This window comes from Burkholderia alba (genome assembly GCF_034721475.1).
Classification (GTDB): Bacteria; Pseudomonadota; Gammaproteobacteria; order Burkholderiales; family Burkholderiaceae; genus Burkholderia; species Burkholderia alba.
This window is the reverse complement of sequence record NZ_JAWJWL010000058.1, coordinates 1-14,355: the sequence shown is the minus strand read 5'-3', so window position 1 is coordinate 14,355 and position 14,355 is coordinate 1. Positions and strand designations below refer to the sequence as shown.

The 14,355-nt window shown below is 70.1% G+C and carries 12 protein-coding genes; all 12 read right to left on the bottom strand.

The annotated features are described in order from the left end of the window. Nucleotides 1-481: 481 nt before the first annotated feature. Nucleotides 482-640 carry a hypothetical protein gene (locus RZR99_RS31105; RefSeq protein ID WP_323123572.1) on the bottom strand — a complete coding sequence of 53 codons (159 nt, stop codon included), beginning with the start codon at nt 638-640 and terminating at the stop codon, nt 482-484. A gap of 731 nt (nt 641-1,371) precedes the next feature. After that, a complete protein-coding gene (locus RZR99_RS31100) occupies nt 1,372-1,647 on the bottom strand; it encodes a hypothetical protein (RefSeq protein WP_323123575.1) in 276 nt (91 codons plus the stop codon). 302 nt (nt 1,648-1,949) lie between these two features. After that, on the bottom strand, nt 1,950-2,219 hold the full coding sequence (locus tag RZR99_RS31095; RefSeq protein WP_323123571.1) for a hypothetical protein: 270 nt from the start codon (nt 2,217-2,219) through the stop codon (nt 1,950-1,952). Nucleotides 2,220-2,346: 127 nt separating this feature from the next. After that, nucleotides 2,347-2,706 carry a DUF6277 family protein gene (locus RZR99_RS31090; protein ID WP_323123570.1) on the bottom strand — a complete coding sequence of 120 codons (360 nt, stop codon included), beginning with the start codon at nt 2,704-2,706 and terminating at the stop codon, nt 2,347-2,349. Between the two features lie 61 nt (nt 2,707-2,767). Further along, a complete protein-coding gene (gene tssM / locus RZR99_RS31085) occupies nt 2,768-6,253 on the bottom strand; it encodes a type VI secretion system membrane subunit TssM (RefSeq protein WP_323123569.1) in 3,486 nt (1,161 codons plus the stop codon). A gap of 2 nt (nt 6,254-6,255) precedes the next feature. After that, entirely contained in the window at nt 6,256-7,827 is a 1,572-nt protein-coding gene (locus RZR99_RS31080) for a DotU/TssL family secretion system protein (RefSeq protein ID WP_323123574.1), read from the bottom strand. Nucleotides 7,828-7,909: 82 nt separating this feature from the next. Then, nucleotides 7,910-9,271 carry a type VI secretion system baseplate subunit TssK gene (gene tssK / locus RZR99_RS31075; protein ID WP_323123568.1) on the bottom strand — a complete coding sequence of 454 codons (1,362 nt, stop codon included), beginning with the start codon at nt 9,269-9,271 and terminating at the stop codon, nt 7,910-7,912. Beyond that, a complete protein-coding gene (locus RZR99_RS31070) occupies nt 9,268-9,852 on the bottom strand; it encodes a type VI secretion lipoprotein TssJ (protein WP_323123567.1) in 585 nt (194 codons plus the stop codon). Before RZR99_RS31070 ends, tssK begins: the two co-directional genes overlap by 4 nt. After that, nucleotides 9,852-10,238, bottom strand: a complete 387-nt coding sequence (locus RZR99_RS31065) for a DUF4150 domain-containing protein (RefSeq protein ID WP_323123566.1) — start codon at nt 10,236-10,238, stop codon at nt 9,852-9,854. Before RZR99_RS31065 ends, RZR99_RS31070 begins: the two co-directional genes overlap by 1 nt. A 25-nt stretch (nt 10,239-10,263) precedes the next feature. Continuing rightward, nucleotides 10,264-10,866, bottom strand: a complete 603-nt coding sequence (locus tag RZR99_RS31060) for a DUF3540 domain-containing protein (protein ID WP_407655537.1) — start codon at nt 10,864-10,866, stop codon at nt 10,264-10,266. A gap of 2 nt (nt 10,867-10,868) precedes the next feature. Then, nucleotides 10,869-11,939, bottom strand: coding sequence for a pentapeptide repeat-containing protein (locus tag RZR99_RS31055; protein ID WP_323123565.1), 1,071 nt, complete (start codon nt 11,937-11,939; stop codon nt 10,869-10,871). Continuing rightward, complete coding sequence (locus RZR99_RS31050; protein ID WP_323123573.1) at nt 11,936-14,155, bottom strand: DUF2169 family type VI secretion system accessory protein; 2,220 nt, start codon at nt 14,153-14,155, stop codon at nt 11,936-11,938. Before RZR99_RS31050 ends, RZR99_RS31055 begins: the two co-directional genes overlap by 4 nt. Nucleotides 14,156-14,355 lie beyond the last annotated feature (200 nt).

Here is a 14,355-nt window from a genome sequence, read left to right as displayed (position 1 = left end):
ACGGCCGGGCCAACGACGCGCCAGCGCCGGCGCCCGCGCAGCAGACCGCGACGACGGGCTGACGCCCGGCGCAAGCGTTCATGCCCGTCGAATTTCTTCGCATTGCGCTCCGATGAAACAAGCCGCTCGCACGCAGCGTGCGCTCCGGCGCCCGCGCGCCGCGCCGCCCCGGCTGTCGGTTCGCGAAAGCCTTGTCGTCCCGCCCGCACCGCCCCCGGCGGAGATACCGGACGCGGTCACGCGAACGAGCCGCGCGCCGCGCATGCGGCCGGGCGGATGGAGCGCGCTGTCGCCGTTCGCGACGAATCTGCCGGGCTGGCTCAGGCGCCGCCGCACGGGGCCATGACGATCACGCGCCGGACGCGCGCAAGCCCGCCGCCGCGGACCTGTGCCGCGACGGCGGGACTGCCGTCGATACGCTCCCGATTGTCGAGTTGTCGCGGATGAACGCGCGCCCGGCGGACCGCGCGGGCGCCGTCCGTCACTTCTTGGCGCTGCCCGCCTTGTCGTGGCTCTTGTCCTGCGTCTTGCCGGACTGGGTCGACTTTTCCTTCGACGGGCTTCCCTGCGCGTACGCGACATGGCCGACCGCCATGAGAGCCAGCGACATCACGACGGCGCGCGATAGATGTTTCAGCACGGCATACTCCTTAATGAAATGACAACGATCAGAACATCTGCCGCCGCCACGGCACGGTGACGGCGCATCTTCATTCTCGTCAATTCATTGAAAGCCATCCGTATGAAATTGGCGAAGATTTGTGACCGGATGTGGCGATTTTCCACAAATGTGTACCGTGGACGACAATGCCTCGCGCGATGCTCCCCGCTATTGCCAGCGCCGCTTCCCGACCCCGCGCGATGGCCGCGCGCTCGCCGTGATGCCGGATCGCGCCGGCGCGTTTAGGCCGCCCTCGCCGCGCGCATCCCGATGCCGATCCCGTTCGACCCCGCGCGGCCGCCGCACGGATCACGCGCAACGGACTCTTGCCGATCGGCAAACCCGCCGGCCGGACCGGCTCCGGCCGTATCCCCACGCCGCACGCGCACCGCGCGGCCGCCGCGCGTCACGCCCCGAGGAACGGGGCGGTGCAACACGGCGGCAATGGCGCCGATCCGCCGGCAGTGCGTCATCGGCCGACCGGCGCGCACGGCAGCGCGGAACGAACCGGCCCGGCGCGGCCGGCCGAAGGCAAGCCCCGCGACCGCGGCGAGACAGACGACGGACCGGCGAACGACGCCCATGCCACGGACGGCTTCGAACGCGGGCCGCCGCGGATGCGCGGCCCGCGCGCAGGCAGGGACGGCATGACATCGAACGCTCCCGATGGATCCGATGCGACTCGCACCGGCGGACGCCGCGCCGCGCGCTCAGTGCGCGCCGGACGCGAGTCCCATGTAAGTCACGCGCGACGGATCAACCTTGTCGACCACGACCCGCACTCGTTCCCCCGGACGCGGCATGTTGCCGAGATCGACGTACTGGCGGATCGCCACCTCGCGGGACGGCCCGTTGCCCTGGATGCGCAATACGATGCGCATCAGCGGCACCTGATTGAAGGTGACGCCGGTCTGCCCGATCTCCACCACCTCGGCGAGCGCCGGATAGCCATCCTTGATCGTGGTGTCCGCGCGCGCCGCCGACATGACCCGCGGCAACACGGCCGATATCGTGAAGATCAACGCCACCAGCGCGACCGTGGCGACCACGTACACGGTCGACATCACCGAAAATTCCAGCATCCGTCCTCCTGCCCCTGACCGGCCCGCGCGCATCGCGCGCGCCGCCGGGCGACCCTCGTCCGCGCGCCCGGATCGCGCTCGTGACTTGTCCATTCGAACTCCTCGTCCATCGACGAGTGCGCGCGCATCGCGCGAACCTGATGCAGGCGGCGCACTCCAGGCCGCGCGGCACGCCAGGGCATGCCGCGCGGGGCCTTCGTTGCGCTTCACTGCGGCTTGACGTCCTGGATTTCCTTCTGCTGACCCTCCGGCGCGGACGTCGACACGGACGAACGCACCGAGTCGACCATCTTGTGGGTATGCGTCGTCGCCGACTGCATCGCCTCGTTGGTCGCCGAACGCACGCCCTGGCTCACCTGCGACTGCGCGGAATTCGTCACCTGATCCTTCACCGACTGCAGCAACTGGGCGAACTGGGCATAGACGCTGACCGAGAACAGACCTGCAAGGACTCCAAACAATACTTTCTTCATCATCGCATGCTCCTTTCGAATGAAACGGTTCGCCGGCCGCGCCGGCGTCACCGGATGCCCCGAGGGGCGAGACATCGGGCGGCAGACCCGCCGGCCCGCGCGAACCGCGAGGCCGCCCGCGTTCGCGCCGCTACTTTCCCGTCTTGAACGGCGCGAAGAAGTTGGACGGCATTTCCTGCGGAAAGCCGACCGCGTTGGTGGGCCGCAGATCGTTCATGTTGACGTTGAAGTCATAAGTCTTCTGGCGCTGCTGCGCATCCTGATGCGCGGCCACCTGCTTGTCGACCGACGCCTTGATGTTCGACATCTGCTCCAGCATCTTGCCGCCCACCTGCTGGACATTGCCGATCAGACTGCTCGCGTTCTGGGACGACGCGACCGACATGTCCGGCACCGCGTTCATGAACGGCTGCGCCATCGAACTGCTGGCGCTCTGCCCGTACTCGTGCGCATTCGTGCACGCCGACAGGATTTCCTTCGGATCAATCATCTGCTGCTCCCTTTCAAGTTAGCGCCGGTCGGCGCATTGCGATTTCGATGCATGGCATGCATCACGACGGACACCTGAACGACTGCAACATGCCCGACCATATCGGCGACGGCGTCGTGAGCGCCTGCCATTCCAGCCGCACCGTTCCGAGGCTCGTCTGGTAAAGCCGCTCGCGGCGGTCGGCCGTGCCGCTCCCCGCCTGGCCCGCGTCGAAGAAGCGGAACAGCGCCCAGGGGCCGCCGAACTGCAGCGTGCTCAGCCGCCCGTCCACCGATTTCAGTTGCAGCTGGATCGCCAGCTTGGTGTTCTGCCCGTTCCAGTCGATCCGCTGCGGCGACGTCATCCCGTGCGCATAGCGCAGCGTCTGGCCGCCGACGGTCAATTGCGCCTCCGAGACCTGCGGGTCCATGTCGATAAAGCGCAGCACCGTGGACACCCGCAGATGGCCGGACTCGTCGAGCATCCCGCCGCGAATGCGATCGGCCGTCTCGTACGAGCCCAGCACGCCGGGGCTCACCAGGCCGAGATTCCCGCCGTTCGAGCGCAAGGCCTTCCACGGCGTGCTCGACGTGTCGACGTAGGCGGCCAGGTGATCGCGGAAGTACGTCGCCATCAGCCCCTGCGCGCTGAACATCCGTTCGAAATCCTCCACGCCGGCGTCGAGCTGCGCATTGCGGCGAAACGGATAGCGGCTCGTGAAGCCGGTGCTGCACACGGTCGAGGTCGCGCCCGCGGCGCCGCGATTGAGCAGCGCGCCCGATTCCCGGGTGGTCATCGTGCTGCCGTTGCTGACGAGATCGAGCATGATGCCGCGCACCGGCTCGGGCTGACGCGCGGCGGTCTCCTTCAGGCGGGAGAACGCGTCGTATTGCGCGGGCAGCACCTGCCCCGCCTGCAGCGCGCCGTTGACCAGCCCCAGCTGCCGGTACAGCGGCTCGAACAGCCGAGACAGCGGATTGCTCGACGACACGCTGCGGTTGTTCAACTGCGCGGCCAGTTGACGGATCGCCTGGAAGTGCTCCTCGACCACGTGCTCCGGCAGCAGCACGGTGCGGTAATGCTGGCCGCTCAGCTCGCCGACGATCTGGCGCCGCCCTTTCTCCAGGCGATATTTCTGGCGATCGATCCAGCTGTCGATGTTGCCTTCGTCGTTCGCGCCCGTGAGCGTGGTTTCGCGCGCGGCGAAACGCAGCAGGCTCGCGAGCGGTGACTGCGAATCCATCATCGCCGCCGCCAGTTGCGACGCGTCGTCGAGGCCGGTGACGCTGCGCACCGTCACGTCGTTGAGGAAGTTCTGCCAGCCGGCGATGTAGTCCTGCAGGAACTGCGCGCGGGTGGAATCCGCGAGCTTCTGCACGAGGCCGTCGATCTGGAAGGTGTTGCCGCGCAGCGGCTCGTCGCGCAGCACCCAGCTTTCTTCCTCCAGCATCGCCCGCGCGCTCTTTTCGAGGCGCGGCAGGAACACGTCGGTGTAGCCCGCGCGCGTGAACCACCCCGACACCGCCACATCGGTCGCGGGCACGTTGCTGCGCATCCGCAAGCTCATCGCCGCCTCGAAGCCCGCCGCGCGCGACAGCGAAATGTCGTTGACCTGAGCGGGCAGCCCTTGCGCGTGGATGTTCTGCAGCACCCGGGTCACGAGCGGAATCTGCGCGGCCCGCGCGCGCGCCGTGCGCACCAGATTCGCATCCTCCGGCGTGCCGGGCAGCTTCGGCAGCTCGATCAGCGCGCGCACATGGGCCAGCAGCGCGCGCCGGTCGTCGTCGCCGTACTGGCCGCCGGACAGGCTGTCCCAGCGGCTGCCGAGCCAGCGCTCGACGTCGGTCGCATTGCGGTGGTCCGGGCGGCACAGCATCAGGTAGACCTTGAGCGTCTGGTAGATGTCCCCGGGCGCGCCGTCGGCCTGCGCGACCAGCGTGCGCCGGACCTCGTTGTACAGCTCCGGCATCAGCATCTTCTGCAACTGGCGGTGGTAGGTGTCGAGCGCGGCGTCCGCGACCAGCCCGTGCTCGAAGTACGGCGTCGCCATGCCCCGCCCCGCATCCTCGGCCTGCGCCTGCGCGTAGCGCATCTGGCCCGCGACGTCGAGCAGCGGCGAGCCGCCGTCCGTGCCGTACGACACCTGCGCCTGAGCGAGCCGCTTCGCCTCGCTGAACTGGGCCCACACATCCTCGAGGTAGTTGCGCTCCGCGACGTACCCCCAGCCGAACCACAGCAGCAGGCAGATCGCCAGCACCGGCAGCGCCGTCCAGCGCAGCGCCTGACCGACCCGGCCGCGCCACGACTTGACGCCGCTCGGCCGCACGCCGTCGCGCTCGAGCGCGACCTGCCGGAACAGCGGCGTCCACAGTGCGCTCAGCGGCCGCGTCGGCGCGGACGCGCCGGCCGGGCCCGCGCCCGGCTGCGCGACGGCCAGCTCCGCCATCGAGCCCATCCAGACCCCGCGCAAGCGCGCGGCCGAATGGATCTCGCCGGGCGCGAGCGCGATCTGCAGCCACACCAGCAGCGCCTTGTGCAGCTGGCTGAGCGTCTCGACGAAACGCAGCTGCGCGTAATTCGCGTCGACCCCGGTCGCCGCCGGCGCCGCGAACAGCACCTGCTGCTGCACCCGCAGCTGCAGTTGCTGGAGCGCGCCCTGCCAGCTCGCACCGGCCGCCGCCGCGCTGGTCTCGACCGCGTCGTCGGGCAGGCAGAAGCCGACGCCGTTCGCCCAACGGGCGGCGTCCACCAGCGACAGCATCGAGACCGCGCCGTCGAGCCGGTCGATGCCGTTCAGCGCGACATACACCTGCGCCTGCTGTCCGAACACCTCGCGCATTTCCGCGAGCCGCCGGCGCACGACGTCCGCGAGGCGCTTGCGCGTCTCGAGCGGGGCGTCGACCAGCGCCGCGCCGTCGACGCACAGCACCACGCCGCTGATCGGCGCGCCGCCGCGCAGGCGGCGCAGCCCCTGCAGCAATTTCTTCCACGCGTCGAATGCCGCGTCGTCGATGCCGTCGCGCAGATTCCAGCGGCCGCCGATATCGAGCCAGACGGCATCGTTCGAGAGGCGGAAGTCGAAATCGTCGCCGCGGCTGCCGAGCGGATCGACGGCGAGCGCGCGCTCGGTCTCGGTGCCGGCCGCGTCCAGCGCCTTCGCCACCAGATGGCTCTTGCCGCTACCCTCGGGGCCGAGCACCAGGAACCACGGCAACGCGTTGCGGTGCTGGCGGCGCAGCACGCCGGTCCAGTGTTTCCAGCGGCCGCGCGGCTCGCGCAGCCAGCGCGCCTTCAGTTGCCGGTCCAGGTCGCGCAGCCGCTCGTCGACGAAGTCGGCGCGGGCCGCCTGACGCGGCGCGCCCGCCCGGCGCGGGCTCATCGCGAGCCGCGCCCACAGCCGCGCGAGCGCCGGCCACAGGCCCCACACGAGCACGGCCGCGACCAGCACCTCGCGCACCCACACCGGCCCGAACGGGTGATAGATGCCGAGTGCGAACAGCGGGCCGACCCACCAGATCACGAACGCGATCAGGATCGCGACGAAGATCCGCAGACTGGTTCGTATCATGGTTATTTCCCCTCCGTGGCATAGGGCAGCTGACCGGCGGGCGCGATCACCACGCCCTCCGGCATCGCCGGTTGCGCGGCGGCGTCCTGGCCCGGCGCGGCAGAGACATCCGGCGTGGCAGAGACGTCCGCCGCGCGCTTGCCGCCCGCCGGAATCACCTTCCACAGCACGTCGACGCGACGGTTCCGCTCATAGGCGGCCGGGTTCTGCGCGGGGTCGATCGGCTGCGTGTCGCCGCGCCCGGAAAACTCGATGTTCCGCTGCACCGCGTTGCCGGGCGCCTGCGCGCCGCCAGGCAACGCGGTCTTGCGCAGATCGTCGGCGACGGTACGGGCGCGCGCCTCCGACAGCGCCTGGTTGTTCGCGTACTCGCTGGTGCGGATCGGCTGGCGGTCGGTGTGGCCGATCACCTCCAGATCGCCCGGCCACGGCGCGAACGCGAGGCCGAGCCGCTCGATGTTGCGTTCGAAATCGGTGCGCACCTGCGCCTTGCCGACATCGAACGCGCCGTCGCTGCGGAACACCAGCAGCCAGCCTTGCGGATGCTTGTACGCGGTCAGCCAGCCCTCCGACAGCAGTTGCGGCAGCGGCGGCGGCAGCGTCTCCGCGAGATTGATGGTCCGCGTAGGCGGGGTCCAGGCGGCGAGCGCATTGCGCACCGGCCGGCCCTGCGCGTCGAGCACCAGACTGACGACCCCGTAGCTCACCAGCACCGCGGCGAGCGCGGCCAGCCCCGCCCGCGCCGGCGTCCACCACCCTCGGCGCGGCCGCGCCGGCGTGATCAAGCCGGTGCCGAGCGGCTCGGGCGGCACGTGATGCCAGATCAGCGCATGCAGCTGCGAGCGCAAATCCTGCAGCAGCACGTCGCCGCGCTCCAGCACCTGGTAGCGCCCCTGCCAGCCGAGCGACAGGATCAGCTCGTAGAACGCCAGCAGCGCGACGGGCGGTTCGTCGGCCTTCATCCAGCGCCCGAGGTCGGAGAACGCGTCCTCGCCGCCCCAGGCGTCGTCGTGAAACTCCACCAGCAGGCTGCGCTCGCCGTCGTACGGCACCTGCGACGCCGCGCGCGCCGCATCGTTCACGCACTCGTCCAGGTACGTGCACAGCAGGTACGACGCGTCGCGGATCTGCTCCCACTCGCAGCCCGAGCCGGCGAGCCGCTCCCGATAGAGCCGCACTTCGAGGCCGAGCTGGGTGCGCACCGCGGACTGGTTCAGCGGGCCGTCTTCGAGATGCCGCCGCAGCTGCAGCACGGCGGGCAGCGCATGCGACACGAACGGATTGCTCCAGCTCGCCGACTGCTGACCGGCCTTCAGGATCGCGACCTGGCCGCCCTGCGGGCTGTAGACGACGGGCGACGCGTCCGCGCCGTCGGACGCGGGCCGCCCGCCGCCCGCCGGCACCGGAAACCGCAGCACCGCATGGCCCGGATCGGATGGCCCGGACGGCGCGGGCGCCGGCGCCGGCGAGGCCTCGCCGACCGACACCGCTCCCGCCGACGCGGCATTGGTCAACGACGACAGCGTCGGCGTCCGGGTCATCAGGTCGGGGTTCGCCATCGCCCGGTCGAGCAGATGCGAGGTCGCCGACGCGCGCCGGATGACGGAGGAGAAATTTCTGAGCAGGTTCATAGTGAATACCGGTTCATGTCGTGGTTCACGCCACCTTGCCGTCTCTCAATCCCCAGGCTTCGAAGCGCAGCTCGGGGAAATCGCCGACGATGCGCAGCGCCATCGCCGAACCGGCGAGCGTCTGCGTCCAGAACGGGTCGGTCGATTCGACTTCGAAGTAGGTGCTTTGGGCGTAATAGGGAATCTGGCGCGGCGGATTGGGCAGCGGGATCAGGCGCGCGCCGGGCAGCTGCAGATCCACCAGTTTCTGGATCTGCTCGACGGCGCCGAGCTTGGTCTGCTGGGGCAACAGCTGGCGCAGCTTGTCGGCGGGCATCGCGGCCGACACGGCGAACACCAGTTTCTTCAGCTTCCACTGCTTGTCGACGATGCAGATGTGGACCTGATCGCCGCGATCCTCGAAACGCAGCGGCAGCACCGGCGTTTCGATGACCCGCGCGAGCGCGTGGCGCAAGGTGGCCGCGAGCGGCTCGAAGCTGCCTTGCAGATCGTCGTGGCGGTAGCCGAATTCGCGGTCGGCCAGCTCGTCGTCGACGCCGGGCAGCACGCTCAGGCGGCCGAGCAGACCGACCAGCTCGTGATACAGCATCGCGGGCGGCAGCGGATCGAACGCGTCGAGATTGGCGAGGCGCATCCGGTACTCGGCGATCGCCTGGCGCAGCAGCAGCTCGATCAGATCCGCGATGCCGCCGCCCGCCGACAGCACCCGCTGGCCGGACGTGCTCGCGAGACGCACGCGCAGCGTGCTCTGCAGCTCGTCGATCAGCGAATTCAGCACAACGTGCGCGCGCGTGTCGAGCAGCGGCGCAATGAAGCGCGGATCGAGCAGCACCGCGCGGCTCGCGCTGCGGCCCGCGACGCGCGCGATCGGCAGCGCGACTTCATCCGAGCGCAGCTGCGACTTCCAGCAGAGGCGCGTCATCAGCTGTCCGGTCTCGATCGTCAGGTTGCGCGGCGTGCCGGGCGCGTCGAGGCCGACCGCCAGATCCGGCACCTCGGTCGCCGCCGCGCGAAACCGCGACGCGGACGCCACGTCGCCGAACGCCATCTCGGGACCGCCGCTGCGCGCGGCCTGGATCGCGAGGCAGGCGACGTCGCCCGCCTGCGCGTGCTCGGTTTCGAGCGGCGTGGGCAGCGGATCGTAGGACGGCAGCGAGAACGCCGTGCCGTCCTGGAACACGCCGCGCGCGCAGCGCAGCCCGAACCGGCCGAGCCCGAGCCCGTCCTGATCGACGTCGAGCATCGTGAACCCCCAGCCGTGATTCGAGGTTTGCCCGAGCCGCAGCGCGGCCTGGTGCGAAAGATGGCGCTCCAGCTGCTGAAAATGCTGCGTCTCGATCAGCATGCCGTCGCTCCATGCGACCGGTCCAACCGGCAAACTGCTCATTGCCTGACTCTCCTTGTGCTCGATGCGCCGCGTTTGACGGGTTTGTCCGCGGCGCTCGCCGCGCTCGCGGGGGCCGGAGCGGCGCTCGCCGCGGGCGCCACCGGCACGGGCCCCGGCAGCAGCGCGTTGTAGATGCCGTCGCGGTCGAACCAGACCGCGACATGAATGAGCCCGCTGCCGTCGATGCGCACGCGCAGCGGCGCGTACTGGTCGGGGCGCTGCGCGTAGTCCGCGTCGGCGACGAGCCAGATCTCGCCGCTGCGCGGCACGTCGAGCCCGAACTGCAGCACCTGGTTCGGCGCGATCACGTGGCGCGAGGTGGTCGCCACCGCGCCCTCCTGGTCGCGCCCGGCGCAGGACGAATCGCCGGCGGTGGCCATCGGCACCCAGTCCGCCGTGCGCACGACGTAGACGCAGGTCTGGATCGGACGCGGCTCGCCGCTCGCCCCCGCGTTCAGCCGGCTGCCGCCGATCAGCGTGACGTGCAGCTGACGCGGCTCGACGGTCTTCGACGAGAACAGCGAGCAGCCGCTCAGCACGCCCAGCGCCAGCGCCGCGATCAGCGTTCGCGCGGCGTTCATCAGCTGAGCGTCATCGTGATGGTTTGCGACGGCGCCACCGTCTGCCCGGCCGTGTTCTGGTTGTTGGGCAGATTGGTGTCGGTCAGCCGGGTCTGCGGCGCGCCCTGGATCATCACCTTGCCGGAGCCCGTCACGTGGCGCGACTGCGCGGACACGGTGCCCGATGCGACGCCGCCCATCGAACCGCCTTCGTCGCTGTGCGTGACGGGAATGATCGTGTTCATGTTGTGGACGGGGCCGCCCGAGTAAATGATGTTCGGGACGTTCGGCACCGCTTCGGGCTTGTTCGCGATGTTGGGATACGACACCGGGATCGCGAGCGGCGGGGTCTTGCAGACATCCGCGCCCGACAGCGCCATCCCGCCTGCTGAACAATTGGCAAACATGACAACCTCCGTGAATAAGCTGGGTTCAACCCATGTGAATCTGGCCGGCGTCGATCTTGAGCAGCGCTTGAGCCGTCACGACCGCGCTGCCCGCGTGCATGCCCAGATGCCGCTCGGTATGCACGAAGGTGTTGCCGGCATGCGTGGCGTCGGTGCCGCTCACGCGCGCGTGACGCTCCGCCGCCGCCTGGGTCACCACGTCGGCGCGGCTCTCCAGGCGGGCGGCTTCGAGGCTCAGCTGGTCGCGGGCCTGCACCCGCACGTCGCGCGCCTGCAGCAGCACGCCGGCCGCGCCGAAATCGAGCGCCACGTCCGAGAGGTCGCCGCCGCGCTCCAGGATCGCGAGCACCCAGCATCCGGCCGGCGTCCGATACAGCTGGACCAGATCGTCCGGCTGCGGCTTCACGAGGCAGCTCACCGCCACGCGGGCCAGCACGGCGTCGCCCGACGCCGCGGCCACCCGCCACGCACCGTCCTGCGCGGCATCGCGCACGCGGCCCACCGTCATCTCGCCGGCCGAGGCGTCGGGCGGGCCGGCTCGCCTGAACAGCGCCCGCATCGGCTCGGGCAACCCGTCGTCGTCGTGAACCCGCGTCTCGCGGACCGGCTGCGTTTCAACCATCGTCATCGTCAGACTCCTCTTGCTCCGGGTTGGGTACGTTGTCGCCACGGGCCGTCGTCCTCCCCCGCAACGTCGTCGAAATTCGCGTGCCGCGTATCCGCCGCGAGCCAGGCCTGCCTCGGCTGCCCGGTCAGCAGGCCGGAGCGGCAGTCGCTGCCTGCCAGCCCGACGTCGCGCAACGCGGCGCCGCGCGCATCGAGCCCGCGCAGCTGCGCGGCCGCCAGCTGCACGCGTTCCAGCTGCGCGTGGCGGAACGCGATGCGCGGCGCGCGCAGCGCCTGCAGATCGCTGTCCTGCACGCACGCGTGATCGAAGATGGCCTGAGCCAGATCGGAGTTGCGGATCGTCAGATCGCGCAGCTTCGCGTGGTCGAAGCTCGCGATCGGCAGCGCGCTCGCGCCGATCCCGCCGCCGCTCCAGCTGCTGTGCGACCATGCGGCCTGCTTCAGCCTGCACGCCTGCACCGTCATCCGTTCGATCTGCGAATCGATCCAGCGCACGTTGATGCCGCGGCAATCGGCCAGCACGATATCGCTGCATATACTCTGGCCGACGATGAAGTTCTCCAGCTCGGCCGCTTCGACGCGCAGCTCGGCGAGCTGGATGCCGATCCACGATGCGTCGGACCAGCGCCCTTCCCGCAGCGCGACGTTCGCCAGCTCGCTCGCGACGAACGACACGTGCGCCGCGCGCACCGAGTCGAACCGCCACGCCGCGCCGTCGATCCGGGTGAACATCAGATCCTTGAGCAGGCTGGCGCGCCAGGCGGCGCCGCGCATCTCGCCGCCCGTGAAGGACAGGCCGCGCAGCACGCTGTCGACCCACTCCCCCGCGTCGATGCGGCAATCCTCGTACACCAGGCTCGTCAGCTCGCAGCATTCGAAGCGGTTCGCGTCGAACCGGCAATTGACGAAGCGCAGGTTGGACAGCCGGCACCCCGACCAGTTGAGGTGATCGAAGTGGCAATCCTGGTAGATCGCGTCGGCCAGTTCGATCCCGCGATGCGACGACGTGTAGTGCCGCCCCTGGATCACCTGCGGCAGCGCCGGCGCCGATGCCGTCAATTCGGGTCCGTTCATCCTTCCCTCCTGGGCGCGTCGAGGCGCCCCGCGTTGAGATTGCCGCGCCATGCGCCGGATTCCGGCACATGCGCCCACGAGGTGCGCGCGCGGATCAGGTTACAGTCGCGCATCCGGGTCTCGCGCATGTCGGCGCCGTACAGCATCGCCTCCTTCAGCGAGCAGCCGTCGAACGACGCGCCGACCAGGCAAGCGTGCGTGACGTTCGCGCCGTCGAGCAGCGTGGCCGTCCAGCTCGAACGCTCGGCCTTCAGATGCTGTGCGTTGAGCTGCATGAACGAGCAGTGGTCGACCCGCGCCGCGTTCGCGCGCAGATTCTGGAAACTCGACGACCGGAACACGCAGTCGCTCAGTTGCGCGCGATCGAGCGAGGTGCCGTGCGACAGCACCGCGAACGACAGCGTGTTCTGCCGCCACACGCTCGCGGACAGGTCGCTCAACAGCACGCTCGGCTTCACCATCACGCATTGCGACAGCCGCAGATCCGTCATCCTGCATTCGGCGAGGCTGAGATCGTCGGCGCGCAGCCGGGTCCAGCCCCAGTGGCGCGCATCGACGTCGTGCCACGACACGCAATCCCAGGCCGCGTCCTCCACGCTGCCGCGCGCGCCGCCCCGCCCCAGCACCGCGACCTTCGACCACGCCCCGCCCGACACCGCGAAATCGTCGAGTCCGCACTGTTCGAGGTTGACGCGCTCCAGCGCGACGTTGTGCCAGACGCTGCGCGCCAGCTCGCACCGCACCAGCGCGCCGCTGCTCCACGTGACATCGTCGAGCGTCGCGTCAGCGAACGTGCAATCGACCAGATGCACATGGTCCAGCCGGCAGTTCAGCCAGGTGCCGCAGTCGAACCTGCAGCGCTCGAAACGCACTTCATCGAGACGCCAGCCGGTGAGCCGCAGCGCCGACAGGTCGGCATCGCGGACCGTCACGCGCGCGAGTTCGCCGGCGCCGGTTTCGCTGAAGTACCGGCGCCAGTCGCGGCCGTCCGGCGGGATCGCGGGCAGCGGGTCACGCGACGCACGCGCCTGGAGCACGCGCATCCGCTCCTGGCCGTCGCGCGCGTCCTCGAGATCCCGGTGATGGCGGTCGAGCCGCGCGCGGATCTCCGGGCGGCTGCGCGGCGCGGGCGTGAAGCGGGGATGATCGTCGGCGTCGAGAATCAGCTCCCAGCTCCAGCCCCGCTCGACCGACGGCATCAGCGCGAGATCCGCCTGCTCCGTCGGATCGGTGCGGGCCAGGTCCGCGCGCTGCGCGGCGAAGGCCATCAGCGCGCCGGTATCGAGCGGCTCGTCCGCATCCTTGAACGCGGCGACCAGTTGCGCCGGACTGTCGTCGAGCACGTAGTCGATCGCGATCGCGCCGTTCCACCACAGCACGCCGATGTCGCGATCGGGCAGGAACCAGAGCGTCTGCTGTCTGAGCGCGACCTGTTCGACGCCCGGCCGGCCGTCGCGCGTCACCAGCGCGGCGGCCGCGAGACGCGGCAGCGCCCCGGCATACCCGTCGCCGCGCGCGCCGAACCCGCCGAGCTCGAAACGCGCGCCCGGCGCCCAGCTGTCGCGGCGCGACCATTGATCCGGCGCCGCCTGCTGGAAGAACCGCAGATCGACGTCCGCGGGCCAGCCCATGTGCGTGCCGTCGCGCGCCATCGCCTCGGGCGAGCCGGGGCGGCTCGGCATCCACTGCGTGCGCTCGGGCCAGTCGCTGCCGAGCGGTCCCATCGCGGCAAGCGGCGCCGGTCCGACGCCGAGCGCGCCCACGCGCTGCAGCGGCGCGGCGCCCGACGCGATGCCGAACGGGTTTTCGCGCGCGCCGCCCGCGACAGCCTGGGCGGGATCGATCGCGAGCCGCACGAACGCATCGGGCTGGGCCGGCCCGTCGGCTTGCGCGCGGCACGACACAGTCTTGCGCACGCCGTCCAGCTCGACCCAGGCTGCCCAGTCCACCGCGCGGGTCCGTGCGCCGGCAGGCACGCGCTGCACCGAATGGCCGGCGAGCAGCCACTCCGCGCAGCGCTTGGGCATCGCGGCCTCGGCGAGCGGCACCGACGGCGCGGCCGCCTTCAACGCTTCCCAGACGGCCGCTTCGTGCACGATGACCGTGGGATCGCTGAGCCGGAAGCCCATCCCGATGCTGATCGCCAGCATCGGCGTCGGGCCGATTTGAGTCCGGGTCGTCGCGACAAGCGCGGCTTGAGGTTTGATATGGCGCATCGGCATCAGCTTTTCACCTGCATCCCTAATTTTTTGAGATCGACACCGACATCGGAATATTCGGCGCCGGTATACGAGTACTTGAATCCCGTGATCGTGATCTTGCTGCCCGTCGACGACACGCTCGAACCCACGGTGCTCGTCGAACTGCCGGTCGTCGACATGCTCGATCCGGTCACGCTCGTCGAGCTTCCCGTGGT